Origin of the sequence: Streptomyces bikiniensis, assembly GCF_000716625.1 — a bacterium.
GTDB lineage: Bacteria > Actinomycetota > Actinomycetes > Streptomycetales > Streptomycetaceae > Streptomyces > Streptomyces bikiniensis.
The window spans coordinates 104,627-128,579 of record NZ_JNXJ01000002.1; the positions used below are offsets into that span (position 1 = coordinate 104,627).

Sequence of the window (23,953 nt, forward strand, 5' to 3'; positions counted from 1 at the left end):
CGCCCTTTCTCAGCGGGCCGAGCGGGACGGGCGGGACGGGCCCGGCAGGGCCCCCTCGAGGTCCGGGCGGGAGGTCTGCGCGGGAACGGGCGCGGTGGTGAGGCGCGGCTCCGTGACCGTCTGCCGCCACAGGATCCGGCAGGCCAGGACGGCGGCGGCGAGCAGCAGGCCGTTGCGGGTGAAGAGCACCGCCATGCCCAGCGGATCGCTCCGCGTCACGTGCCAGAACCACACCGGGAACTCGAACTGCGTCACCGCCGTCGCCCAGACCACCAGGTGCGCGGGCCGCTCCATCCGGCTCGACCGGAAGGCCAGGCACACCGCCGCCAGGCCGATCAGCCACAGCATGTACTGCGGGGAGAGCACCCGGCTCGTCAGCGTGAAGAGCAGCACCGCCACGAAGGCCGCGTCCGCCACCGTCGAGGAGACGAACCGGCGCGCCCTGATCCGCCACAGCAGCAGCCAGCCGAAGGCGCCGACCGTCACCGCCATCGCGGCCGCCGACACCGCGGACACGTAGGGGCCGAGGAACTCCATCGAGCCGTAGTTCATCCGCACCTCGCCCTCCCAGCCGAAGTGCCGCAGCACGTGGAAGACCGTCGCGCCCAGGGACTCCACCTCGGTGCCCCGGTCCCGCTGGAAGGTGAGGAAGGAGAGCGCCCCCGGCTTCCACAGCACGCACAGCAGCAGCACCCCGGCCGCCGCGCCCGCCGCCGCCGACCAGGAGCGGAACGTCGCCCGCCCCTTCGGGGTGCCCACGAGCACCAGCGCCGGCCACACCTTCAGGACCGCCCCGAAACCGGCGAGCGCGCCCAGCACCCGGGGGCCGCGACCGGCCGCGAGGAGCCCCGCCACCGCGACGGCGGTCACCATCACGTCGTACCGGGCGTACGCGGTCGGGCCGAGCAGCGCGACGCCCGCCAGCCAGATCCAGGCGCCCCGGGAGGTCCGGCCCGCCCGGCGGCCGGTGTGCAGGAGGAGGCCGAAGACCAGCGCGTCGCAGAGCAGGGCGAGGACGAAGAAGGCGGCCGCGTAGCCGAGGAACGGCAGCAGGTCGGGGGCGAGCATCACGAACGCCGCCGCCGGCGGGTACTGCCAGGTGACGTCGTCCCGCGGGTACGTGCCGTCCCGCAGCACCTCGTACCAGCCCCGGTAGATGTTCTCGACGTCGTACGCGATGTCCGGCCCCGGCACCTCCACGACGTCGAACACGCAGAGCAGGAGGAGGACCCGGGTGAGCCCCCAGAGGCCGACCGGGAGCCACAGGCCCGCGCGTGATCCCTTCCCCGCCGCGCCCGTCGTCACGTGACTCGTCCTCGTCGGGTCGGCCCGCTCGCGCGGGGGAGTGGTGGTGCCGGGCTGGGGGTGCGATCGCGTACTGTCGGCCACGATGCACAAGACCCTGATCGTAACCAACGACTTCCCGCCGCGTCCCGGGGGAATCCAGGCCTTCCTGCACAACATGGCCCTCCGCCTGGACCCCGAACGGGTCGTGGTCTACGCCTCCACCTGGAAGCGCGGCCGCGAAGGGGCCGAGGCGACGGCCGCGTTCGACGCCGAACAGCCCTTCACCGTCGTCCGGGACCGCACCACCATGCTGCTGCCCACCCCCCGGGTCACCGCCCGCGCCACCGCGCTGCTGCGCGAACACGGCTGTGAGTCCGTGTGGTTCGGCGCCGCGGCCCCGCTCGGCCTGACGGCCCCCGCCCTGCGCCGGGCCGGCGCCCGGCGCCTGGTCGCCACCACCCACGGCCACGAGGCGGGCTGGGCCCAGCTGCCCGCCGCCCGGCAGCTGCTGCGCCGCATCGGCGAGGGCACCGACACGATCACCTACCTCGGCGAGTACACCCGCTCCCGGATCGCCTCGGCCCTCACGCCCGCCGCCGCCGACCGGATGGTCCAGCTCCCGCCCGGCGTGGACGAGAAGACCTTCCACCCCGGCTCCGGCGGCGACGAGGTCCGCGCCCGCCTCGGGCTCAGCGACCGCCCCGTCGTCGTCTGCGTCTCCCGGCTCGTCCCGCGCAAGGGCCAGGACACCCTGATCAGGGCCCTGCCGGGCATCCTGCGCCGGGTCCCGGACGCCGTCCTCCTGATCGTCGGCGGCGGCCCGTACGAGAAGGACCTGCGGCGCCTGGCCGCCGAGACGGGCGTGGCCGGATCCGTACGCTTCACCGGCGCCGTCCCCTGGGCCGAACTGCCCGCCCACTACGGGGCCGGCGACGTCTTCGCCATGCCCTGCCGCACCCGGCGCGGCGGCCTCGACGTCGAGGGCCTCGGCATCGTCTACCTGGAGGCCTCCGCCACCGGACTGCCCGTCGTCGCCGGCGACTCCGGCGGCGCCCCCGACGCCGTCCTCGACGGCGAGACCGGCTGGGTCGTGCGCGGAGAATCCCCCGAGGAGACCGCCGACCGCGTCGCCACCCTCCTCCTCGACCCCGGACTCCGCGCCCGCATGGGCGAGCGGGGCCGGGCCTGGGTGGAGGAGAAGTGGCGCTGGGACCTCCTCGCGGAACGGCTGCGCGAACTGCTCTGAGCGGTACGGACGTGAGGAGGGCCCCGGGTCGATCGCCCGGGGCCCTCCTCACGTACGCGTGCTCCGGGCTCAGCCCCGGTAGATCGCCTCGATCTCGTCCGCGAAGTCCTTCGCCACCACGTTCCGCTTCAGCTTCAGGGACGGGGTGATGTGCCCCGCCTCCTCCGTGAACTGGGCGGGCAGCACACGGAACCTGCGGACCGACTCCGCCTTGGACACCGCGGCGTTGCCGTCGTCGACCGCCCGCTGGACCTCCGCCAGGAGCTCCGGGTCGTCGCGCAGGGACGCCGCCGTCGCACCGGCCGGCTTGCCGTGCTCGGACGCCCAGCGGCCGAGGAACTCCTCGTCCAGGGTGACGAGCGCGCCCACGAACGGACGCCCGTCGCCGACCACCATGCACTCCGCGACCAGCGCGTGCGCCCGGATCCGGTCCTCGATGACCGCCGGGGCGACGTTCTTGCCGCCCGCCGTCACCAGGATCTCCTTCTTCCGGCCGGTGATCGCCAGGTAGCCGTCCTCGTCGAGCGTGCCGATGTCGCCCGTGTGGAACCAGCCGTCCGCGAGCGCCTCGGCCGTCGCCGCCTCGTTGTTCCAGTACCGCGAGAAGATGTGCTCACCGTGCAGCAGCACCTCGCCGTCGTCGGCGATCCGCACCACCGAGCCCGGCAGCGGCTGCCCGACCGTGCCGATCTTCTGCCGGTCCCACGGGTTGAACGCGGTCGCCGCGCACGACTCCGTCAGGCCGTACCCCTCCAGGACGGTGAAGCCGATGCCCCGGAAGAAGTGGCCCAGCCGCTCGCCCAGCGGCGCGCCGCCCGAGATCGCGTGCTCGCCGCGCCCGCCGAGGACCGCCCGCAGCTTGCCGTAGACCAGCTTGTCGAAGACCTTGTGCTTCAGCCGCAGGCCGAAGGACGGGCCCTGCGGGGTGCCGAGCGCCCGGCTGTACGCGATGGCCGTCTGCGCGGCCCGGTCGAAGATCTTGCCCTTGCCGTCGGCCTGCGCCTTCGCCCGCGCCGCGTTGTAGACCTTCTCGAAGACCCGGGGCACGCCCAGGATCAGCGTCGGCCGGAACGAGGCCAGCTCGTCCGTGAGGTTCTTGATGTCCGGGACGCAGCCCAGCCGGATCGGCGCCATCACGGACGCCACCTCGACGAGCCGCCCGAAGACGTGCGCGGCCGGCAGGAACAGCAGGACCGAGCACTCGCCGGTACGGAAGAGGGGCTTCAGGCGCTCCACCACGTTGCCGCACTCGGCGAAGAAGGCCCGGTGGGTCAGGACGCAGCCCTTGGGGCGGCCCGTGGTGCCCGAGGTGTAGACGATCGTCGCCGGGTCGTCCGCGTTCGCCGCCGACATGCGCGCGTCGAGCAGCTCGTCGGAGACCCCGGCGCCCTCGGCGGTGAGGCGCGCGACGGCGTCGCCCTCGATCCGCCACACGTTCTTCAGCTCCGGCAGCTCCGCCCGCACCGAGGCCACCGACTCCTCGTGCGCCGCGCTCTCCACCAGGACGGCGCTCGCGCCCGAGTCGCCCAGGATCCACTGGATCTGCTCCGGCGAGCTGGTCTCGTACACCGGCACGGTCACGCCGCCCGCGCTCCAGATCGCGAAGTCGAGGAGCACCCACTCGTAGCGCGTGCGGGAGAGCAGCGCGACCCGGTCGCCCGGCTCCACCCCCGCGGCGATCAGGCCCTTGGCGGCCCCGCGGACCTCGGCGAGGAACGCGGTGGCGGTGACGTCCGTCCAGACGCCGTCGACCTTGCGCCCCATCACGGCGACGTCTGGGTGCTGGGAGGCGTTGCGGCGGATGAGATCCGTCAGGTTGCCGTCCGTGGGGACCTCGTACAGGGCCGGAAGGCTGAACTCGCGCAAGACTGCTGCTCCTCATCGGGCGCCGGCGCCACGGCTCTGTGTGATGCACCGGTCGGTCCATGTTCGGTCAGGTGCTCAGTGGGGGTGAGCACGACTGGACCGCCCGGACGTTACCCATCAGTACATGGTTCCCGATAGGGGGTCCCGGCCAGATGTTCCGTGCATCACACACGCATGGCGGTGCTCCGTGAACAGTAGTCCACCCGTTTCCCGACGCGGAAGTAACCGCAGGTAGGGGGGTTGGGAGCCGGTCCGGGGACCGATTCCCGGACCGGACCCCGGGGCGCCCCCTAAGGTGGCCCCATGCGAGTCCATGTGGTCAGTGACGTGCACGGCAACGCCGGAGACCTCGCCCGGGCGGGGGAGGGCGCCGACGCCCTGATATGCCTCGGGGACCTGGTCCTCTTCCTCGACTACGCCGACCACAGCCGGGGCATCTTCCCCGACCTCTTCGGCACCGAGAACGCCCACCTGATCGTCGGGCTGCGCACCGCCCGCCGCTTCGACGAGGCCCGCGACCTGGCCCGCCGCCTCTGGGCCGAGCTGGGCATCGACCGCACCACCGCCATCGAGGCCGCCGTGCGCCGCCAGTACGCCGAACTCTTCGCCGCCTTCCCCACCCCCACGTACGCCACCTACGGGAACGTGGACATCCCCCGCTTCTGGCCGGAGTTCGCCCGGCCCGGGACGACCGTCCTCGACGGGGAGCGCGTCGAGCTCGGCGGACTCGTCTTCGGCTTCGTCGGCGGCGGCCTGCGCACCCCGATGCGCACGCCGTACGAGATCTCCGACGAGGAGTACGCGGCGAAGGTCGAGGGGCTCGGCGAGGTCGACGTCCTCTGCTCCCACATCCCGCCGGAGGTGCCGGACCTGACCTACGACACGGTGGCCCGCCGCTTCGAGCGCGGCAGCCGGGCCCTGCTGGACGCGATCCGGCGCACCCGGCCGCGCTACGCGCTCTTCGGCCACGTCCACCAGCCGCTGGCCCGGCGGATGCGGATCGGCGCGACCGAGTGCGTCAACGTCGGGCACTTCGCCTCGACGGGCAGGCCCTTCGCCCTGGAGTGGTGATCCCGGGCCTTGCCGTACGGGGCCGGGGCCGGGGCGCGATAGCCTGCCGTCGGCACGTCTGTGCCCCCTTGACTTCCGCCGGACCGCACAGTGGAGGAGCCACCGCGATGGCCGAACACACCAGCTCGAGCATCACCGTCGAGGCGGCGCCGGCCGACGTCATGGGCGTGATCGCCGACTTCGCCCGCTACCCCGAGTGGACGGGCGAGGTGAAGGAGGCCGAGGTCCTGGAGAAGGACGCCGCCGGCCGCGCGGAGAGGGTCCGGCTGCTCCTCGACGCGGGCGCGATCAAGGACGACCACACCCTGGCGTACACCTGGACCGGCGCCGACGAGGTCAGCTGGACCCTGGTCAAGTCCCAGATGCTCCGCTCCCTCGACGGCTCCTACCGCCTGATCCCGCTCGACGGCGGCAGGCGCACCGAGGTCACCTACCAGCTCACCGTCGACGTCAAGATCCCCATGCTCGGCATGATCAAGCGCAAGGCCGAGAAGGTCATCATCGACCGCGCCCTGGCGGGCCTGAAGAAGCGCGTGGAATCCGGCGCGTAGGCGCTGCGCGGCGGGGCGGGTGGGGCTCCGGGGGCACGGCCCCCGGACGGGCCCCGTGCCGGGCGGGCCCCATGTCGAACAGGCCCCGCATCGGGTGGTTCTCCGTGCCGGACGGGCCTCATGTCGGACGGGTCCCGCATCGGGGGGCTCCGTGCCGGGCGGGCCTCATGCCGGACGGGTCCCGCATCGGGGGGCTCCGTGCCGGGCGGGCCTCATGCCCGACGGGCCCCGCATCGGGGGGTCTCCGCGTCGGGCGGGTCTCCGCGCCGGGCCGGACCCGCGCCGGGTGTGCCGTCGGCGCAGGGGCGGAGCCCGGCCGGGGCGAGGGCGGGTGCCGTCCCCGCGTCCGGACGGATGCCGCCTCCGGCTCGGGGCCGAGCCCCGCCGGACCGGACCTCCGTCGGCCCGGGGACACGGTCTTCCGGTTCCGGACGGGCCCGGCTGCCGGGCCGACGCGGTGCGTTTCGGTGCCCGGGGCCGGTGCGCCCTCGGTTCCGGGACCGTCGGGCCCGGTCCCCGGTCGCGTCCCGTGAGAGTCCCGTCCCGGGGGTCCCGGACCCGCCCCCGCCGGAGGCGGGTAGCGTCCTCCGCATGCGGATCATCCTTGTCACCGGCCTCGGCGGCGCCGGGCGCACCACCGTCGCCGCCGCGACCGCCCTCGCCGAGGCGCGGGCCGGGCGGCGGGTGCTGCTCGTCTCCGAGGACGCGGAGGACACCGAGAGCACCGAGGGCGCCGAGGCCGCCGGAGGGCTGCCGGGCGACGGGAACCTCCGGGTGCTGCGGCCCGAGCCCGCCGCCGACTTCCGCCGCGAGTTCCTCGCCCTCCAGGCCCGCTCCGGCACCGCCCTCGACCTGCTCGGCGCCGCGCCCTTCGAGGACGCCGAGCTGACCGAGCTGCCCGGCAGCCGCCCCTTCGCCCTGCTGCGCGCCCTGCGCGAGGCCGCCGCCGGCGACCACGAACTCGCCGTCGTGGACCTGCCCCCGCTCCCCGAGGCCCTCGCCCTCCTCGCCCTGCCCGAACAGCTCCGCCGCTACCTGCACCGGCTCCTGCCCCCGGAGCGGCAGGCCGCCCGCGCCCTGCGCCCGATGCTCGCCCAGCTCGCCGGGGTCCCCATGCCCGCGCAGTGGCTGTACGGGACCACCGCCCGCTGGGAGGCCGAACTCGCCGCCGTCCAGGCCGTCGTGGAGGCCCCCGCCACCACCGTCCGGCTCGTCCTCGAACCCGGGCCCGCCGCCACCCGCGCCCTGCGCACCGCCCGCCTCGGCCTCGCCCTCCACCGCCTCTCCCTCGACGCCGTCGTCGCCAACCGCCTCCTGCCCGCCGGCTCCGGGGACCCCTGGCTCGCCGGACTGACCGCCGAGCAGCACCGGCACCTGGCGGAGCTCCGTACCGGCGCGGGCGACGTGCTCCACGAGCTCCCGCACCTCGGCCGGGCCCCGCGCGGCGCCGACGACCTCGCCCTCCTCGCCCCCGCCCGGGCCGGCGCCGCGTCCGCGTCCGTACCCGTGCCCGAGTGGGCCGTCGAGGACCGGCGCGAGGAGGACGGCGTCCTGGTCTGGCACGTCCCCCTGCCCGGCGCCGCCAAGGAGGAGCTCTCCCTCGTCCGGCGCGGCGACGAGCTGCTCCTGACCGCGGGGCCGTTCCGCCGCAACCTCCCCCTGCCCGGCGCCCTCCGCCGCTGCACCGTCACCGGCGCCGGCCTCGTGGACGGCGACCTCCGCGTCCGCTTCACCCCCGACCCCGGCCTCTGGCCCCGTACGCCGTGACGCCCGTGTACCGTCGAAGTACAGCCGACTGAGGAGTGCGCCATGAGCGATCCGGACGCCTGGGCCAGGGCGTGCGCCGAGGACCTGGAGGCGGAGAAGGCCCGCCGCAGGGCCGAGCGCGGGGCCGGGCCGGGCTCGGCCGCCGAGGAGTTCCGCAAGCTCTTCGACGCCGTCGCGGGCAAGGTCTCCGAGGGCTTCGGGAACCCGCTCCTCGCGGGGCAGGCCGCGCGGACCGTCCAGCAGCTCGTCCAGCAGGCGAAGGCCGCCGTCGAGCCCGTGGTCGAGCGCAACCCGCAGGTCTTCGACCACCTCGCCGCCGCCGGCGGGGAACTCCTCGCCGCCTACCGCTCCGCCGTCGAGGGCCACGAGACCCGCTGGACCCGGAAGGACGCCCCCGCCGAAGAGCCCCCGAAGCCGCCCCGCGAGGACGGCGAAGGGCCCGGAACCGGCCAGCACATCGACCTGGATTGATCAGGACGCCCCTCCCCCTCGGGTACGGTGGGCCCTAGCGGGGCTCGACCGAAAACTGAGGGACACATGGGACTCACCATCGGCGTCGACATCGGCGGCACGAAGATCGCGGCCGGCGTGGTCGACGAGGAGGGCAGCATCCTCGACACCCACAAGGTGCCCACCCCGCCGACCCCCGAGGGCATCGTCGACGCGATCAGCACGGCGGTCTCCCAGGCCGGCAAGGGCCACGCGATCGAGGCCGTGGGCATCGGTGCCGCCGGCTACGTCGACGACAAGCGCGCCACCGTCCTCTTCGCGCCCAACATCGACTGGCGGCACGAGCCGCTCAAGGACAAGGTCGAGCAGCGCGTCGGCCTGCCCGTCGTCGTGGAGAACGACGCCAACGCCGCGGCCTGGGGCGAGTACCGCTTCGGCGCGGGACAGGGCCACGAGGACGTCATCTGCATCACCCTCGGCACCGGCCTCGGCGGCGGCATCATCATCGGCAACAAGCTGCGCCGCGGCCGCTTCGGCGTGGCCGCCGAATTCGGCCACATCCGGGTCGTCCCCGACGGCCTGCTCTGCGGCTGCGGCAGTCAGGGCTGCTGGGAGCAGTACGCCTCCGGCCGCGCCCTCGTCCGGTACGCCCGGCAGCGCGCCAACGCCACCCCGGAGAACGCCGAGGTCCTGCTGAGCCTCGGCGACGGCACCCCCGAGGGCATCGAGGGCCGGCACGTCAGCCAGGCCGCCCGCGCCGGCGACCCGGTCGCCGTCGACTCCTTCCGGGAGCTGGCGCGCTGGGCCGGCGCCGGCCTCGCCGACCTGGCCTCGCTCTTCGACCCCTCGGCGTTCATCGTCGGCGGCGGCGTCTCGGACGAGGGCGACCTCGTCCTCGACCCGATCCGCAAGTCCTTCCGCCGCTGGCTGATCGGCGGCCAGTGGCGTCCGCACGCCCAGGTCCTCGCCGCCCAGCTCGGCAACAAGGCCGGCCTGGTCGGCGCCGCGGACCTGGCCCGCCAGGGCTGACCCGTACGGAAGCATCCGCGCGGAGCCGTACGACGACCGCCCGCCGCGTCCCCCCGGACCCGGCGGGCGGTCGTCGTATGTTGATCCCCATGGCGATCACCGACCTGCCCAACTCCCGCACCGAGGAAGACGGTTCGGCCGTCCTCCGGGTCCTGAGCTACAACGTCCGCTCGATGCGCGACGACGAGGACGCCCTCGCCCGGGTCGTCCGGGCCTGCGCCCCGGACGTCGTCTTCGTCCAGGAGGCCCCGCGCTTCTTCCGCTGGCGCAAGCACGCCGCCCGTCTCGCCGCCAAGAGCGACCTCGTCGTCCTGAGCGGCGGCGCCACCGCCGCGGGCCCGCTGCTGCTCTGCTCCCTGCGGGCCACCGTCGAACGCACCGAGGACGTGCTGCTCCCGCTCACCCCGGGCCTGCACCGCCGGGGCCTGGCGACGGCGGTCGTCCGCTTCGCCGGGGCCCGGGTCGGCCTGATCAGCTGCCACCTGAGTCTGCGGAAGGACGAGCGGTACGCCCAGGCCGGCATGGTCCTCGACCGGGTCGCCGCCCTCGGCACCCCGCACGTCCTCGTCGCCGGTGACCTCAACGAACGGCCCGGCGGCCCCGCCTTCACCCGGCTGACCGGGGAGCTCCGGGACGGCTGGGCCGTCAGCCCGTGGGGCGGCGAGTACACCTCGACCCCCGAGGACCCCCACCAGCGGATCGACGCGGTCCTGGCCACCCCCGGCGTCGAGTTCCTCGGCTGCGGGGTCCCGGAGGACCTGGACCCCGCCGACCTGAGGGCCGCCACGGACCACCTGCCGGTCCTCGCGGCGGTCCGGGTGCCCGCCGCGCCCGACCTGTGACGGTGCCCGCCGCGCAGGACCCGGGGAGTTCCTAGACGACCGCCCCGCGGCCCGGGTCGTCGAAGCCGTCGTCGTCCTCGTCGTCGTGCTTCATGCGGGCGACCAGGGTCGCGAAGCCGCCCAGGAAGCCGCCCACGCAGAGCGTCGTCAGCCACCAGGTCATGTCCCACTGGAGCAGGACGGCCACGAGCAGCAGCACCGGGCCGCCGATCACACCGAGCCAGGCGAACTTGGCCGCCGCGTCCGCCTCCGGCAGCGGGGGCGGCTCCGGCGGCACGAAGTGGCCCTCGTCGGAGCCGTCGGAGCCCGCCGGGCCGTCCTCCGGCTCGGCGGGGGAGTAGTCCCGGGGACCGGCGGGCCGCACCCCGGGCGCGAACACGATCGAGCCGCCGAGCACCGGCTTCTCCGGACCGGTGCCGGTCCCGTCCGACTCCGGTTCCTCGTCGGCCCCGGCCCTCCCCGCCGCCCCCGGCTCCCCGCCGGTCGCGGACCCGCCGGTCGCGGACGCACCGGTCGCGGGCCCGTCGCCCCCGGACGCACCGGACGCGGGGCCGTCGCCCCCCGGTCCGTCCTCCGCCTCCGGCCTCCCGGCCGTCCTCGGCTTCCAGACCGCGTCCGGCTTCCCGGCCGGCTTCGGAGCGGGCGCGCCCCCGAGGGCGGAACCGTCCCCGTCCTCCGGCTCCGGCAGGGACAGGTTCTCGATCGGCCGGAACGGCTTCGTCCCCGGAGGGTCCGCGGGCTCCTCGCCGTACCCCGCGACGATCGCGGCCCAGGCCGCCTCCTCGTCGATGGGCTGCGGATCCCGGTCTCCGCCGTCCTGCTGCTCAGCCACCGCTCCTGCTCCCCTTCCCGCCGACCCGTTCCGGGGCGAGACGCTCGACGAAGGCCCGGCTCTCGTCGAAGATCCGCTCCGCGTCATGGTCCAACGTCGCCACGTGGTAGCTCTGTTCCAGCAGGACCTCCCGGACGTCCGTCGAGGAGACCCGGCTCAGGATCCTGGCCGAGTCGGCCGGCGGCACCACGTGGTCCCGGGGGCTGTGCAGCAGCACCAGCGGCTGCGTGACCTGCGGCAGCTCCCCGTCCACCGTACGGAAGAACTGACGCAGCGAGTACGCCGCGTGCAGCGGCACCCGGTCGTAGCCGACCTCCGTCACGCCCTCCTTGGCGATGTCGTTGGCCACGCCCTTCGTGGTGGGGACCAGGTGCCGGACGACCGGCAGCGCGTGCGCGGCCACGCCGTGCACCTTGTTCCCCGGGTTGACCAGGACGAGGCCCCGCACCGCGTCCCCGTGCCGGGCGGCGAGCCGCAGCGCGAGCGCCCCGCCCATGGAGAGGCCGAAGACGAAGACGGTCGAGCACCGCTCCCGCAGCTCGCGCAGCGCCCGGTCCACCTCGGCGTACCAGTCGTGCCAGGTGGTGATCCGCATGTCCTGCCAGCGGGTGCCGTGTCCCGGCAGGAGCGGCACCGACACCGACAGGCCGTGCTCGGCCAGGTACTCGGCCCACGGCCGCATCGACTGCGGGGAACCGGTGAATCCGTGACAGAGGAGGACGCCGACCTCTCCGCCCTCATGGCGGTACGGCTCGGCTCCGGGAAGGACCGGCACCAAGGTCTCCTGTTCGCTCGGCTTCGCGTTCGCCACCGGACGCGTCCCCGGATGCGCCCTGGGTGCGCCTCCGGTGCGCCGAAGCGACGGAAAAATGGGGAAGGGACTTCACCGTACGCGACCGGACCGACACCGACCAGGGCCGTAGCGGGGGGCGTACGCCGGTACGGGATAAAGTCGGGGCCCGACAGCACACGGAAGGCATGGCGAGTTGATCTACGGCGCAATGAAGTTCTCCCTCGGCGGGTCCCTGAAGCTCGCCTTCCGGCCCTGGGTGGAGGGTCTGGAGAACGTTCCCGCCGACGGGCCCGCCATCCTGGCGAGCAACCACCTGTCCTTCTCGGACTCCTTCTTCCTGCCGGCCGTGCTCGACCGCAAGGTCACCTTCATCGCCAAGGCCGAGTACTTCACCACCCCCGGTGTGAAGGGCAAGCTCACCGCCGCCTTCTTCAAGGGCGTCGGCCAGCTCCCGGTGGACCGCTCGGGCGCCCGGGGCGCCGGCGAGGCGGCCATCAGGGCCGGCATCGAGGTCATCGAGGGCGGCGGCCTCTTCGGCATCTACCCCGAGGGCACCCGCTCGCCGGACGGGCGCCTCTACCGGGGCAAGCCCGGCGGCCTGGCCCGGGTCGCCCTGGCCACCGGCGCGCCCGTGATCCCGGTCGCCATGATCGACACCGAGAAGATCCAGCCGCCCGGCAAACTCGTCCCCAAGCTGATGCGCCCCGGGATCCGGATCGGCAAGCCGCTGGACTTCACCCGCTACCAGGGGATGGAGGGGGACCGCTTCATCCTCCGCTCGGTGACCGACGAGGTCATGTACGAGATCATGAAGCTGTCCGGCCAGGAGTACGTCGACATCTACGCCACCGCCGCCAAGCGGCAGATCGCGGAGGCGGAGAAGGCGGCCAAGGAGGCCGTGAAGGCGGAGATCGCCGCCCGCGAGGAGTCGGGGGCGTAAAAGCGCGCGGGAGCGCGGGCGCGAGCAAGGAGCGCGAGCAAGGAGAACCGCCCCGCCGGGGGCGACGGGGGTGGGGGAGAGATGGTCAAGCGCGAGCGCGTCGTACGCATGTCGGTCGAGCAGCCGCTGTGGCGGGCCCTGACCGGCTACCGCGTCCTGACCATGGGCTACGCGGTCCTGATCTTCGCCACCAGCGGGGACCGGTACGAGCGGCCCTGGATCGGCGTCGTCTACTTGGCGGTGATGTGCGTCTGGACCCTCGCCACCCTCCCCAAGGTGGCGAACGCGGCCGGCTGCACCCGGCGCTTCCTCGTCGCCGACCTCACCGTCGCCCTCACCGGCATCCTCCTCACCCCGCTCGCCGACGCCCACGCCCAGACGGTCGAGGGTCCCACCCTGCCCTCCATATGGACCGCGGGGTCCGTCCTCGCGTTCGCCATCAAGGGCGGCTGGCGCTGGGCCGGCTTCGCCTCCTCCCTCGTCGCCGTCGCCAACATCGTCGAGCGCGGCCACCCCAGCCGGGACACCGTGCACAACGTGATCCTGGTCTGGGTCGCCTCCATCGCCATCGGATACGTCGTCGAGGTCGCCCGCGCCTCCGAGCGCACCCTCGCCCGCGCCCTGGAGATCGAGGCCGCCACCCGGGAGCGGGAGCGGCTCGCCCGCGACATCCACGACAGCGTCCTCCAGGTCCTCGCGATGGTGCAGCGGCGCGGCACCGCCCTCGGCGGCGAGGCCGCCGAACTGGGCAGGATGGCGGGCGAGCAGGAGGTGGCCCTGCGCACCCTGGTGGCGGGCGGGATCGCCCGGCCCAGCCTGGTCTCCGAGGACGAGTCCGAAGGGGCCGTGGTCCGGGTCGTGGAGGTGGACGACGAGGCCGACGCCTCCGCCCCCGTCGACCTGCGCGCCCTGATCGCCCCGCGCGCCGGGTCCCGGGTCACCCTCTCCGAGCCGGGCGCGCCGGTCCTCCTGCCGCCGCCCGCCGCCCGCGAGCTGGCCGCGGCCGTCGGCGCCGCCCTGGACAATGTGAGGGTGCACGCGGGCGAGGGAGCCCACGCCTGGATCCTGATCGAGGACTGGCCCGACGAGGTGATCGTCACCGTCCGGGACGACGGACCGGGCATCCCGGAGGGCCGCCTCGCGCAGGCGGAGGGCGAGGGCCGGATGGGCGTCGCCCTCTCCATCCGGGGGAGGCTGCGGGACCTGGGCGGCAGCGCCGAGGTCGTCTCGGTCCCCGGACAGGGCACGGAAGTCGAGTTGAAGGTCCCACGGGGGAAGGCGGAGAAGCAGTGAGCGAGCAGCCGATCAGAGTGATGGTCGTGGACGACCACCCGATGTGGCGGGACGCGGTCGCCCGCGACCTCGCGGAGGCGGGCTTCGACGTGGTCGCCACCGCGGGCGACGGCGAGCAGGCGGTGCGGCGCGCGGCGGCGGCCGCCCCCGACGTCCTCGTGCTTGACCTGAACCTGCCGGTCAAGCCCGGCGTCCAGGTCTGCAAGGAGCTGGTCGGCGCCCGGCCGGAGCTGCGGGTCCTCGTCCTCTCCGCGAGCGGCGAGCACGCCGACGTCCTGGAGGCGGTCAAGTCCGGCGCCACCGGCTACCTCCTCAAGTCCGCCAGTACGGAGGAGCTGATCGACGCGGTGCGGCGCACGGCCGTCGGCGACCCCGTCTTCACCCCCGGCCTGGCCGGACTGGTCCTCGGCGAGTACCGCCGGCTGGCCTCCGAGCCCGCACCGGCCGCCGGCGGCGACGAGCCGAAGGCCCCCCAGCTGACCGACCGCGAGACCGAGGTCCTGCGGCTCGTCGCCAAGGGCCTCAGCTACAAGCAGATCGCCGAGCGCCTGGTCATCTCGCACCGCACGGTGCAGAACCACGTGCAGAACACCCTCGGCAAGCTCCAGCTGCACAACCGGGTGGAGCTCGTCCGGTACGCCATCGAGCGCGGCCTCGACGACGACGCGTAGGCCGTCCGGCGGGCCGTGGCCCCGTCCGGCGGGCCGGGACCGGGTGAGGGCCGTATATTCGCGCTGACAGGACAAGCCGACGGGGCAGGCTGACGGGACGACAGGCGCCGGCACACGGCCCGTCACCGTACCGAGGGGCATGCGTGGAAATCCTGGCATTCGGCGTGCAGGCGGACGAGCGGCCCCTCATCGAGCGGGCCTTCGAGGGGTACCACGACGTGCACTGCCTGGACGTCTTCCTCACCGAGGACACCGCCCTCATCGCGGCCGGCCACGAGATCATCTCCACCAGCGTCAACGCCGTCCTGGACCACCGCGTCCTGCAGATCCTCGCCGCCGGCGGCACCCGGATGATCGCCCAGCGCTCCACGGGCTTCAACAACATCGACCTGGAGGTCGCGGAGCGCCTGGGCCTCACCGTCGCCCGGGTCTCGTACTACTCGCCGTACTCGGTCGCGGAGTTCGCCTGGACCCTCGCCATGGCCGTCAACCGCCGGATCGTCCGCGCGTCCAACCGGACCCGCGACTTCGACTTCCGGCTCGACGGGCTGATGGGCCGCGACCTGCGGGGGCGGACCGCCGGCGTCCTCGGCACCGGCAAGATCGGGGAGGCCTTCACCCGGATCGCCCACGGCTTCGGCATGAAGCTCCTCGGCTGGGACGTGGCGGAGAACCCGGCCTGCGTCGACCTCGGCATGCGGTACGTGGAGAAGGAGCGGCTCTTCGCGGAGTCGGACCTGATCAGCCTCCACGTGCCGCTGCTCCCCGCCACCCGGCACGTGGTGGACGCCACCGCCCTCAAGGCGATGAAGGACGACGCCATCCTGGTGAACTCCAGCCGCGGCGGCCTCGTCGACACCGACGCCCTGGTCACCGAGCTGCGCGCCGGCCGCTTCACCGGCGTCGGCCTGGACGTGTACGAGGCGGAGGCCGGGCTCTTCTTCCTCGACAAGTCCCTGGAGGTCGTCGAGGACGACACCCTGGCCCGCCTGGTCACCTTCCCGAACGTGGTGGTCACCTCCCACCAGGCGTACTACACCGCGGACGCCGTCGGCCAGATCGTGGACACCACCCTGCGCAACGTCCTCGACTACACGGCGGGCCGGCGCAGCGAGAACGTCCTGGTCCCCAGGACCGGATGACCCGGCTGCCGGGCCCCGGGGACGCGCGGACCCTCAGACCAGCACGCCCGCGAGGAGCGAGGCCGTGAGCGCCGCGCCCTCCGTCGTCAGGACCGACTCGGGGTGGAACTGCACCCCGGCGAAGCCGGGCCCGCGCAGCGCGTGCACCTCGCCCGTCCCGGGGTCGCGGCTCACCTCGATCCGGTGCAGCGCCAGCTCCTCGGCCGCCCGGTCGTCGCAGCGGGCCGTGAAGCTGTTGTAGAAGCCGACCGTCCGCCCCTGTCCGAAGAGGTCGATCCGCACCTGGGCGCCCTGGAACGGCACCCGCTTGCGGACGATCTCCAGACCCAGCTCGGCGGCGATCAGCTCGTGCCCGAGGCACACCCCCAACAAGCAGGGGCGGCCCGCAGGGCCTCGATGAGGGGCGGTGGTCGGGCGACGGGCGGGCCCGTGCCGGTGGTCGCGGACCAGGTCGGCGGTCAGCCCGCGCAGGAACCGCATCTTCGGGTCGGCCGCGTCCGAGGGGTCGCCCGGCCCGGGGCCGAGGACGACCGGCCCCTCGTGCGCGAGCGCCAGCTCCCGCAGCCCCGGCTCGTCGTACCGCAGCACCGACACCTCAAGACCCGAGGAGCGCAGCACGTGCGCCAGCATCGCCGTGAAGGTGTCCTCGGCGTCCACCACGAGCGCGTGCCCCGACAGCTCGGCGGAACGGACCTGCATCTTCAGCCAGAACGGCGCCAGGTCCGCCCGGCGCGCGTCGAGCGCGGCCCGCACCCGGGGGTCGTCGGCCAGCCGGGGGACGACGGGTCCCTCCGCCGCCGGCCGGCCCTCCCGCACGCCGAGCGCGGTGAGGATCCCGGCCGCCTTGGCGTGGGTCTCGGCCACCTCGCCCGCCGGGTCCGAGTGCCGCACCAGGGTCGCGCCGACCGGCACCCGCAGCCGCCCGTCGGCGGCGATGTCGGCCGTACGGATCAGGATGGGGGAGTCCAGCGTCTGCGCGCCGGTCCCGTCCGTGCCGAGCAGGGCGAGGGCCCCCGCGTAGTAACCCCGGCCCCCGGCCTCGTGGCGCTCGATCACCCGGCAGGCGTTCTGCACCGGCGACCCGGTCACGGTCGCCGCGAACATCGTCTCCCGCAGCACCTCCCGCACGTCCAGGGAGGACCGGCCGCGCAGCTCGTACTCGGTGTGCGCGAGGTGCGCCATCTCCTTCAGGCGCGGGCCGACCACCACCCCGCCCCGGTCGCCCACCGTGCACATCATCTTCAGCTCCTCGTCCACCACCATGGACAGCTCCTCGGTCTCCTTGCGGTCGCCGAGGAAGGCGAGCAGGTCCTCCGGGGTGGGGGCGGCGCCGGCCGGGTAGCGGTACGTGCCGCTGATCGGGTTCATCACGACCGTCCCGCCCGCCATCCGCACGTGCACCTCGGGGCTCGCCCCGACCAGCGTCCGCTCCCCGGTGTGCACGACGAACGTCCAGTACGCGCCCCGCTCGCCCGCGAGCAGCCGCCGGAACAGGGCGAGCGCGTCGGCGCGCCCGAAGCCCGGGACCTCGCCGGTGTAGGTGCGCCGGATCACGAAGTTCGCGCCCTCGCCGGAGCCGATCTCCTCGTCGATCACCCGCCGCACGGTCTGCGCGTACTCCTCGTCGGAGACGTCGAACCCGCCCCCCTCGACCCGCACGTGGTGCGCCGGGAGCTGTGCCAGGGCCTCGGCGAGCGGCAGCTCGTACGCCTCGTCGGCGACGAGCACGGAGAGCGGGGTGCCGTCGTCGCGCACGTCGAAGCCCCGCTCCCGGATCTGCCGGAAGGGCACGAGCGCGAGCGTCGGCAGCGGGCCCACCGGCAGCTCCGCGAGGCGTTCGGCCTCGTGGACCCGGCCGACCAGCACCTCGACGGTGTCGTGGTCGCGGCCCGGGGTGCGCCTGCGCAGCAGGGCGAAGGGAGGGCAGGAGTCGTCGAGCAGACGGGAGAGGTCCATGGGGTCCGTCGTTCCTTCCGGTGGTGTGCGGAGAGGAACGGCCCCGGGTACGGGAAAGGCCGCCCCTCGGGCGGCCTTCGCGTGTGTCGGTGTACGCGCAGTCAGTGGGCCGCCGGAAGAGCGGTCCACCACCAGTGGTTCGTGTGCAGCGGCGCGTACATGCGAGCACTGTAACCCAGCCGGACCCCGGCGCGGCGGCATGAAGCCCAGCGGCCGACATTCCGGGCAGTCGTCTCAGCCACTGGTCGGTGGGACAGGACCGGACGAAGAACCCCGTAATGTTGTCCGTGTGACCGTGAACGCTGATTCCCACGCCGTCGCCGAGGCGACCTGGCGAGACCTGCCCGCGGCGCAGCAGCCCGAGTACCCCGATGCCGAGGCTCTGCGCGATGTGATCGCGGACCTCGAGTCGTATCCTCCGCTCGTCTTCGCCGGCGAGTGCGACCAGCTGCGCGCCCGGATGGGAGCCGTCGCCCGTGGCGAGGCGTTCCTGCTCCAGGGCGGCGACTGCGCCGAGGCCTTCGACGCCGTGTCCGCCGACCACATCAGGGCCAAGCTCAAGACGCTGCTCCAGATGAGCGCCGTCCTCACCTACGCGGCCTCCGTGCCCGTGGTGAAGGTCGGCCGCATCGCCGGGCAGTACTCCAAGCCCCGCTCCAAGGGGACCGAGACCCGTGACGGCGTGACCCTGCCGACGTACCGCGGCGACTCGGTCAACGGCTTCGACTTCACCGAGGCCGCCCGGGTCCCGGACCCCGAGCGCCTGAAGCGGATGTACAACGCCTCCGCCTCCACGCTCAACCTGGTGCGCGCCTTCACCACCGGCGGCTACGCCGACCTGCGCCAGGTGCACGCCTGGAACCAGGACTTCGTGAAGTCGTCCCCCTCGGGCCAGCGCTACGAGGCGCTCGCCCGCGAGATCGACAACGCCCTGAACTTCATGAAGGCCTGCGGCACCGACCCGGCCGAGTTCAAGGCCGTCGAGTTCTACGCCTCCCACGAGGCGCTGCTGCTCGACTACGAGGGCGCCCTGACCCGTACGGACTCGCGCACCGGCAAGCTGTACGACACCTCCGGCCACATGGTCTGGATCGGCGAGCGCACCCGCCAGCTCGACCACGCCCACATCGAGTTCGCCTCGCGGATCGCGAACCCGATCGGCATCAAGCTGGGCCCGACGACCTCGGTGGACGAGGCCCTGACGTACATCGACCGCCTCGACCCGGACCGCGAGCCGGGCCGGCTGACCTTCATCGTCCGCATGGGCGCCGACAAGGTCCGCGACAAGCTCCCCGAGCTGGTCGAGAAGGTCACCGCCTCCGGCGCGGTCGTCGCCTGGGTCACCGACCCGATGCACGGCAACACCTTCGAGGCCGCCTCCGGCCACAAGACGCGCCGCTTCGACGACGTCCTCGACGAGGTCAAGGGCTTCTTCGAGGTCCACAAGGAGCTGGGCACCCACCCTGGCGGCATCCACGTCGAGCTCACCGGTGACGACGTCACCGAGTGCGTGGGCGGCGGCGACGAGATCTTCGTCGACGACCTGCACCAGCGCTACGAGACGGCCTGCGACCCGCGCCTGAACCGCAGCCAGTCGCTCGACCTGGCGTTCCTGGTGGCGGAGATGTACCGCGATCAGTAAGTGGTTTCCTACGACGGCGGGGCGCGGATCCTTGTGATCCGCGCCCCATCGTCGTTCTCGGGTCTTTTACGGCCCCGGCCCACCGGGTAAGGTTAGGTTAACCTAAACGATCTCGGCGGGAGGTGAACCGCGTGTACGTCTGCTCATGCTTCGGTGTCACGGAGAAGCAGGTCAAGGAGCACGCGGACGCGGGCGCCCACACGCCCCGCCAGATCGCCTCCGCCTGCAAGGCCGGGACGGACTGCGGTTCCTGTGTCCGTCGCATCCAGGCCATTCTCGGGCGCGGCAACTGCCCCCGGCGCGAGCTGGTGGACCGGGGCGTTCCCGCCCTGGCGGCCGAGACCGCCGTCGCCCCCGCCACCGCGCTCGGGGAAGCCGCCTGACCTCCGGCGGGACTCAGCTCGGCTGCTCGATGAGCGTCGAGATGTACAGCGCCTCGCCCAGGGACTCGATCAGCTCCAGCTGCGTGTCCAGGTAGTCGATGTGGTGCTCCTCGTCCGCGAGGATCTCCTCGAAGAGGTTGGCGGACGTGATGTCCCCCTTGGCGCGCATGACCTCGATCCCGCGCCTGAGGCGGTCGATCGCCTCTACCTCGACCTGGCGGTCCGCCTGGAACATCTCGGTGACGGTCTGGCCGACCCGCACGTGGAAGAGCCGCTGGTAGTTGGGCAGGCCGTCGAGCATCAGGATGCGCTCGGTCAGCTTGTCCGCGTGCTTCATCTCGTCGATGGACTCTTCACGGGTGTACTTGGCGAGCTTCGTCCACCCCTTGTTGTCCTGGATGCGGTAGTGCAGCCAGTACTGGTTGATGGCGGTGAGTTCGCCGGTCAGCTGCTCGTTGAGGAATTCGAGGACCTCGGGGTCGCCCTGCATCGCAGAGGCTCCTTCCACTTCCACGTTGTGTGCCCGTGCCGTGACTGGGCAGGATGGCGGCATCCTCGCACCCCGAATGGGGGGCGTCCAGTAAGTACAGGCTTAGTGGGAGTTGCCCCGATGAGGGGTGCCGGGGTGGTCGCCTGGTCATGACCACCCCTTGCGGTCTGTCACCATGGAGGACATGGGTCAGCCGGAGAGCGGAGCACACCGGGAAGCGGATCGGCCGGATCGTTCGCCGGGCCTTCCGGCGGATCTGCCGCCGGGACAGCGGATCCAGCGCGGCTGGCCGGTCACCCACTACGGGCCCGTCCCCAGGTTCAAGCCGGACCGCTGGGAGTTCCGCGTCTTCGGGGCGACGGCCGACGGCGACAAGCGCTGCTGGAACCACGAGGAGTTCTCGGCCCTCCCGTTCTCCACGGTCGTGGCCGATCTGCACTGCGTCACGAAGTTCAGCATGCTCGGGGCCGAATGGGGCGGCGTCCCCGCCCGCACGGTCCTGGAGCTGGCCCCGCCCGCGCCCCGGGTCACCCACGTGATGGTCTGGGCCGAGTACGGCTACAGCGCCAACATGCGGCTCGCCGACTTCGCCTCGGACCGCACGATCTTCGCCACCCACAAGGACGGGGAGCTGCTCACCGCCGAGCACGGCTTCCCGCTGCGGCTCGTCGTCCCCCACCTGTACGCCTGGAAGGGCCCGAAGTGGGTCCGGGGCGTGGAGTACATGGCCGCCGACCGGCGGGGCTTCTGGGAGGAGCGCGGCTACCACAACCTCGGCGACCCGTGGCGGGAGCAGCGCTACTCGTACCAGGAGGAGCCCGGGGACGGCCCCGAGCTCTGACCCCGCGGGCCGCCCCGGGGGCGTCCCTCAGGGACGCAGCTTCTTCAGCAGGTCCACGTCCGCCCGGTGCCCCTCCTTGCCGCCGGGCGTCTCGATGACCAGCGGCACCCCCTCCGTCGCCGGATGGCGCAGCAGCTCCCGGAAGGCGTCCTCGCCGATGTGACCGGCCCCGATGTTCGCGTGCCGGTCCTTGTGGGCGCCCACGACGTCCTTCGAGTCGTTGGCGTGGATGAGCTTCAGGCGTCCCCCGCCGACGGTCTCCACGAGCAGGTCGAGCGTCTGCGCCGCCCCGGACGGGCCCGTCAGGTCGTGCCCGGCGGCGAACACGTGGCAGGTGTCCAGGCAGACGCCCAGCTTGGGATGGCGGTCGAGCACGTCGAAGTACGGGCCGAAGTCCCAGGTCCGCGAGCAGAGCGAGGAGCCCTGCCCGGCCGTCGACTCCAGGAGCAGGTCCGGGTCGTCCGGGTGCGTCAGCTCGTCGAGCAGCGGCAGCAGCCGCTCCCGCACCTGGGCGAGCGCCACCTCGCGCGGCCGGCCGCCGGTCGCCGAGCCGGTGTGCACCACCACGCCCTTCGCGCCGATCTCCCGGCCCCGGCGCAGCGAGTGCCGCAGCGACTCCACCGACCGCTCCGCGGTGGCCTCGGTGTGCGAGCCGAAGTTGATCAGGTACGGGGCGTGGACCCAGGCCGAGAGCGACGCCTCCGCGCACTCGGCGCGGAACCGCTCGTCCTGGGCCGGGTTGCCGGCCGGGGTGGCCCAGCCGCGCGGGTTGGCGACGAAGACCTGCACGGTCTCGGCGCCCAGCTCGCGGGCGTAGCCCAGACCGACCGTGGCGAGACCGCCGGCCACGGGGACGTGGCCGCCGACGGGGTTGCGCATGGGTGTCTACAGTCCCTTGATCGTGAGGGTGATCACGGAGCCCTCGGGGGCGGTGGAGCCGCCCGCCACGGACTGGCCGGCGACCGTGTCCCCGAGGAACGGGAAGGTCTTCTTCAGCTTCACCTCGAAGCCCGCCTCCTCCAGGGCCGCCCGCGCGTCCTCGGTCGTCTCGCCGGTGACGTCGGGGACCTCGACCAGGGCGGGGCCCTTGGAGACGGTGAGGGTGACGGTGTCGCCCTCGGCGGCGCGGCTGCCCTCCGCGAGGGACTGGGCGGCGACCGAACCGGCCGCCTCGGGGGAGTTGATCCGTTCGGGGGCGACCCGGACGGTGAGCCCTGCCTCCTGGAGCGCGGCCGTGGCGTCGGGGACGGTCTCGCCGGTCACGTCGGGGACGTCGATCGGGGAGCCCTTGCTGACGACCAGGGCGACCGCCGAGTCGGGGGCGCGCTCGGTGCCGGGCTCGGGGTCGGAGCCGATCACGGCCCCCTGGGCGACGGAGTCGCTGAACTCGCGGGTGACCACCCCCGCGACCAGGCCCTCCTTCTCCAGGGCCCGCTTCGCCTCCGCGAGCGGCCTGCCCCTGAGATGGGGCACCTTCACGGTCTGCGGACCCCGGGAGAGGGTGAGGACGACCGTGCCGTTGTCCCGCAGGCGCTCGCCCGGGGCCGGGTCGACGGCCATGACGGTGCCGCGCTCGTACACGTCGCTGAAAGCGCGCTTCGTCGTGCCGACCTCCAGGCCGGCGTCGGTGATCCGCTGCGTCGCGGCGGCCTCGGTCTGCCCGAGGACGGCCGGGACGCGGGTGAACTGGCCGGCGTTGATGTACCAGACCCCGGCGCCCAGGCCGAGGACGAGCAGGACGGCGGCGACCACGAGCAGCGGGCCCCGCGGGGGCAGCCGCCGGGCGGCGGGGACGGCGGGGGTCGAGGGCGGCTCGGGCGCCGGCATCCGGCCGGTGTGCGCCACCTGCCGGACCCCGGCCTCCTCGGGCAGCGGGAGGTCGATCACGCTGGTGCGCTCCTCGACCGGGACGGCACGGGCGATCACGCTCGTCCGGTCCTCGGCGGTGTCCCGGGCGTCGGACCGCGCCTGCGGGGGCGCCGCGTCCAGCTGCGCCTCGGTGAGCGCGGCGCGGGCCTCCAGGACCAGGCCGAGGAGGGCGACCGCGTCGTGCGGCCGGGCCCCGGGGTCGCGGGCCGCGGCGGCCGCGACCAGGCCGTCGAGCTCCGGGGCCAGGCCCGGCACGGCGGCCGAGGGCGCGGGCACGTCGGTGTTCAGGTGCCGGTAGAGCACCTGGGCGGGCGTGTCGCCCGCGTGCGGCTTGGCGCCGGTCAGCATCTCGTACAGGACGACGCCGCAGGCGTACACGTCGGCGCGGGTGTCGGCGGTGCCGTGCTCGATCTGCTCCGGCGCCAGGTACGAGACGGTGCCGAGGACCGAGCCGGTGGTGGCGGTCGCCGAGCCCACGGCCCGTACGAGACCGAAGTCCGCGACCTTCACCCGGCCGTCGTCCCCTATCAGGACGTTCTCCGGCTTCATGTCCCGGTGCACGAACCCGGCCCGGTGCGCGGCGCCGAGCGCGGCGAGCACGGGCTCCAGGATGTCGAGCGCGGCCCGGGGCGCGAGGGCGCCCCGCTCGCGCAGCACGTCGCGGAGGGTGCAGCCGGGCACGTACTCCATCGCCAGGTAGACGTACGCGCCCTCGGCGCCCTGGTCGAAGACGCCGACGACGTTGGGGTGGGCGAGCCGGGCCACCGACTTCGCCTCGCGGATGAACCGCTCGACGAAGACGGCGTCGGCCGCGAGCTGCGGGTGCATCACCTTGAGCGCGAGGACGCGGTCGAGGCGGGTGTCGACGGCCCGGTAGACCGTGGCCATCCCGCCGACGGCGATGCGCGCGTCGACGCGGTAACGGCCGTCGAGCAGCCGCCCGACGAGGGGGTCCTGAAGGGTCGTGTCCACGGCGACGAGTCTACGAGCCG

22 protein-coding genes are annotated in these 23,953 nt (G+C 73.7%); 14 read left to right on the plus strand and 8 right to left on the minus strand.

Translation table 11 applies throughout. From position 1 onward, the window contains the following. Positions 1 to 9: 9 nt before the first annotated feature. The gene (locus OO47_RS01720) at positions 10 to 1,305 is read right to left on the minus strand and encodes a glycosyltransferase 87 family protein (RefSeq protein ID WP_033207724.1); all 1,296 of its coding nucleotides are present in this window, start codon (positions 1,303 to 1,305) and stop codon (positions 10 to 12) included. Between the two features lie 85 nt (positions 1,306 to 1,390). Between OO47_RS01720 and OO47_RS01725 the strand changes: the two genes are divergently transcribed. Then, a complete protein-coding gene (locus OO47_RS01725; protein ID WP_030205651.1) occupies positions 1,391 to 2,533 on the plus strand; it encodes a glycosyltransferase family 4 protein in 1,143 nt (380 codons plus the stop codon). A gap of 69 nt (positions 2,534 to 2,602) precedes the next feature. Here OO47_RS01725 and OO47_RS01730 read toward each other — a convergent pair whose 3' ends face one another. Then, positions 2,603 to 4,399, minus strand: coding sequence for an AMP-dependent synthetase/ligase (locus OO47_RS01730; protein WP_030205648.1), 1,797 nt, complete (start codon positions 4,397 to 4,399; stop codon positions 2,603 to 2,605). 315 nt (positions 4,400 to 4,714) lie between these two features. On the opposite strand from OO47_RS01730, the gene OO47_RS01735 reads away from it, so the two are divergent. The 6 genes from OO47_RS01735 to OO47_RS01760 all read left to right on the plus strand — a co-directional run bounded on the left by OO47_RS01735 (position 4,715) and on the right by OO47_RS01760 (position 10,109). Next, positions 4,715 to 5,470 carry a metallophosphoesterase family protein gene (locus OO47_RS01735; RefSeq protein WP_030205646.1) on the plus strand — a complete coding sequence of 252 codons (756 nt, stop codon included), beginning with the start codon at positions 4,715 to 4,717 and terminating at the stop codon, positions 5,468 to 5,470. A 107-nt stretch (positions 5,471 to 5,577) separates the two neighbouring features. Continuing rightward, entirely contained in the window at positions 5,578 to 6,021 is a 444-nt protein-coding gene (locus OO47_RS01740) for an SRPBCC family protein (protein ID WP_030205645.1), read from the plus strand. A 591-nt stretch (positions 6,022 to 6,612) separates the two neighbouring features. Then, positions 6,613 to 7,788, plus strand: a complete 1,176-nt coding sequence (locus tag OO47_RS01745) for an ArsA family ATPase (RefSeq protein WP_030205643.1) — start codon at positions 6,613 to 6,615, stop codon at positions 7,786 to 7,788. 42 nt (positions 7,789 to 7,830) lie between these two features. Beyond that, on the plus strand, positions 7,831 to 8,259 hold the full coding sequence (locus tag OO47_RS01750; RefSeq protein WP_030205641.1) for a DUF5304 domain-containing protein: 429 nt from the start codon (positions 7,831 to 7,833) through the stop codon (positions 8,257 to 8,259). Between the two features lie 66 nt (positions 8,260 to 8,325). Next, positions 8,326 to 9,267, plus strand: a complete 942-nt coding sequence (locus tag OO47_RS01755) for an ROK family glucokinase (RefSeq protein ID WP_030205640.1) — start codon at positions 8,326 to 8,328, stop codon at positions 9,265 to 9,267. Between the two features lie 89 nt (positions 9,268 to 9,356). Beyond that, positions 9,357 to 10,109, plus strand: a complete 753-nt coding sequence (locus OO47_RS01760; RefSeq protein WP_030205638.1) for an endonuclease/exonuclease/phosphatase family protein — start codon at positions 9,357 to 9,359, stop codon at positions 10,107 to 10,109. Between the two features lie 31 nt (positions 10,110 to 10,140). Here the strand turns inward: OO47_RS01760 and OO47_RS01765 are convergent, their stop codons facing one another. Continuing rightward, entirely contained in the window at positions 10,141 to 10,941 is an 801-nt protein-coding gene (locus OO47_RS01765; RefSeq protein WP_030205636.1) for a hypothetical protein, read from the minus strand. After that, a complete protein-coding gene (locus OO47_RS01770; RefSeq protein WP_030205633.1) occupies positions 10,934 to 11,716 on the minus strand; it encodes an alpha/beta hydrolase in 783 nt (260 codons plus the stop codon). The genes OO47_RS01765 and OO47_RS01770 overlap by 8 nt, the downstream gene beginning before the upstream one ends. A gap of 211 nt (positions 11,717 to 11,927) precedes the next feature. Between OO47_RS01770 and OO47_RS01775 the strand changes: the two genes are divergently transcribed. The 4 genes from OO47_RS01775 (at position 11,928) to OO47_RS01790 (ending at position 15,780) form a co-directional block, all read left to right on the plus strand. Continuing rightward, positions 11,928 to 12,674 carry a lysophospholipid acyltransferase family protein gene (locus OO47_RS01775; RefSeq protein ID WP_183953177.1) on the plus strand — a complete coding sequence of 249 codons (747 nt, stop codon included), beginning with the start codon at positions 11,928 to 11,930 and terminating at the stop codon, positions 12,672 to 12,674. 81 nt (positions 12,675 to 12,755) lie between these two features. Further along, positions 12,756 to 13,967 (plus strand): MacS family sensor histidine kinase, encoded by a 1,212-nt coding sequence (macS, locus tag OO47_RS01780; protein ID WP_030205626.1) that lies wholly within the window; start codon positions 12,756 to 12,758, stop codon positions 13,965 to 13,967. Positions 13,968 to 13,987: 20 nt separating this feature from the next. Further along, positions 13,988 to 14,638, plus strand: a complete 651-nt coding sequence (locus tag OO47_RS01785; protein WP_033207729.1) for a response regulator — start codon at positions 13,988 to 13,990, stop codon at positions 14,636 to 14,638. A gap of 143 nt (positions 14,639 to 14,781) precedes the next feature. Then, the gene (locus tag OO47_RS01790; protein ID WP_030205622.1) at positions 14,782 to 15,780 is read left to right on the plus strand and encodes a 2-hydroxyacid dehydrogenase; all 999 of its coding nucleotides are present in this window, start codon (positions 14,782 to 14,784) and stop codon (positions 15,778 to 15,780) included. A 33-nt stretch (positions 15,781 to 15,813) separates the two neighbouring features. Here the strand turns inward: OO47_RS01790 and OO47_RS01795 are convergent, their stop codons facing one another. After that, complete coding sequence (locus tag OO47_RS01795; RefSeq protein ID WP_030205621.1) at positions 15,814 to 17,736, minus strand: anthranilate synthase family protein; 1,923 nt, start codon at positions 17,734 to 17,736, stop codon at positions 15,814 to 15,816. A 289-nt stretch (positions 17,737 to 18,025) separates the two neighbouring features. Here OO47_RS01795 and OO47_RS01800 point away from each other — a divergent pair, with 289 nt between their 5' ends. Both OO47_RS01800 and OO47_RS01805 read left to right on the plus strand, forming a co-directional pair. Further along, positions 18,026 to 19,378: a class II 3-deoxy-7-phosphoheptulonate synthase gene (locus tag OO47_RS01800; RefSeq protein ID WP_030205619.1), complete on the plus strand. Its 1,353-nt coding sequence runs from the start codon at positions 18,026 to 18,028 to the stop codon at positions 19,376 to 19,378. 122 nt (positions 19,379 to 19,500) lie between these two features. Beyond that, the gene (locus tag OO47_RS01805; protein WP_030205617.1) at positions 19,501 to 19,761 is read left to right on the plus strand and encodes a (2Fe-2S)-binding protein; all 261 of its coding nucleotides are present in this window, start codon (positions 19,501 to 19,503) and stop codon (positions 19,759 to 19,761) included. Positions 19,762 to 19,774: 13 nt separating this feature from the next. Here OO47_RS01805 and bfr read toward each other — a convergent pair whose 3' ends face one another. Next, positions 19,775 to 20,251, minus strand: coding sequence for a bacterioferritin (gene bfr / locus OO47_RS01810; RefSeq protein ID WP_030205614.1), 477 nt, complete (start codon positions 20,249 to 20,251; stop codon positions 19,775 to 19,777). A gap of 184 nt (positions 20,252 to 20,435) precedes the next feature. Here bfr and OO47_RS01815 point away from each other — a divergent pair, with 184 nt between their 5' ends. Then, the gene (locus OO47_RS01815; RefSeq protein WP_030205610.1) at positions 20,436 to 21,092 is read left to right on the plus strand and encodes a sulfite oxidase-like oxidoreductase; all 657 of its coding nucleotides are present in this window, start codon (positions 20,436 to 20,438) and stop codon (positions 21,090 to 21,092) included. 27 nt (positions 21,093 to 21,119) lie between these two features. Here the strand turns inward: OO47_RS01815 and OO47_RS01820 are convergent, their stop codons facing one another. Continuing rightward, positions 21,120 to 21,971, minus strand: a complete 852-nt coding sequence (locus OO47_RS01820; RefSeq protein WP_030205609.1) for a deoxyribonuclease IV — start codon at positions 21,969 to 21,971, stop codon at positions 21,120 to 21,122. Between the two features lie 6 nt (positions 21,972 to 21,977). Continuing rightward, positions 21,978 to 23,933, minus strand: coding sequence for a Stk1 family PASTA domain-containing Ser/Thr kinase (pknB, locus tag OO47_RS01825; protein ID WP_030205607.1), 1,956 nt, complete (start codon positions 23,931 to 23,933; stop codon positions 21,978 to 21,980). Between the last annotated feature and the right edge of the window lie 20 nt (positions 23,934 to 23,953).

Bases quoted from the DNA above. Each gene is read 5' to 3' on its own strand.
- OO47_RS01725 (WP_030205651.1), top strand. From the start codon at position 1,391: ATGCACAAGACCCTGATCGTAACCAACGACTTCCCGCCGCGTCCCGGG.
- OO47_RS01740 (WP_030205645.1), top strand. From the start codon at position 5,578: ATGGCCGAACACACCAGCTCGAGCATCACCGTCGAGGCGGCGCCGGCC.
- OO47_RS01745 (WP_030205643.1), top strand. From the start codon at position 6,613: ATGCGGATCATCCTTGTCACCGGCCTCGGCGGCGCCGGGCGCACCACC.
- OO47_RS01750 (WP_030205641.1), top strand. From the start codon at position 7,831: ATGAGCGATCCGGACGCCTGGGCCAGGGCGTGCGCCGAGGACCTGGAG.
- OO47_RS01755 (WP_030205640.1), top strand. From the start codon at position 8,326: ATGGGACTCACCATCGGCGTCGACATCGGCGGCACGAAGATCGCGGCC.
- OO47_RS01760 (WP_030205638.1), top strand. From the start codon at position 9,357: ATGGCGATCACCGACCTGCCCAACTCCCGCACCGAGGAAGACGGTTCG.
- macS (WP_030205626.1), top strand. From the start codon at position 12,756: ATGGTCAAGCGCGAGCGCGTCGTACGCATGTCGGTCGAGCAGCCGCTG.
- OO47_RS01785 (WP_033207729.1), top strand. From the start codon at position 13,988: ATGGTCGTGGACGACCACCCGATGTGGCGGGACGCGGTCGCCCGCGAC.
- OO47_RS01795 (WP_030205621.1), bottom strand. From the start codon at position 17,736: ATGGACCTCTCCCGTCTGCTCGACGACTCCTGCCCTCCCTTCGCCCTG.
- bfr (WP_030205614.1), bottom strand. From the start codon at position 20,251: ATGCAGGGCGACCCCGAGGTCCTCGAATTCCTCAACGAGCAGCTGACC.
- OO47_RS01815 (WP_030205610.1), top strand. From the start codon at position 20,436: ATGGGTCAGCCGGAGAGCGGAGCACACCGGGAAGCGGATCGGCCGGAT.
- OO47_RS01820 (WP_030205609.1), bottom strand. From the start codon at position 21,971: ATGCGCAACCCCGTCGGCGGCCACGTCCCCGTGGCCGGCGGTCTCGCC.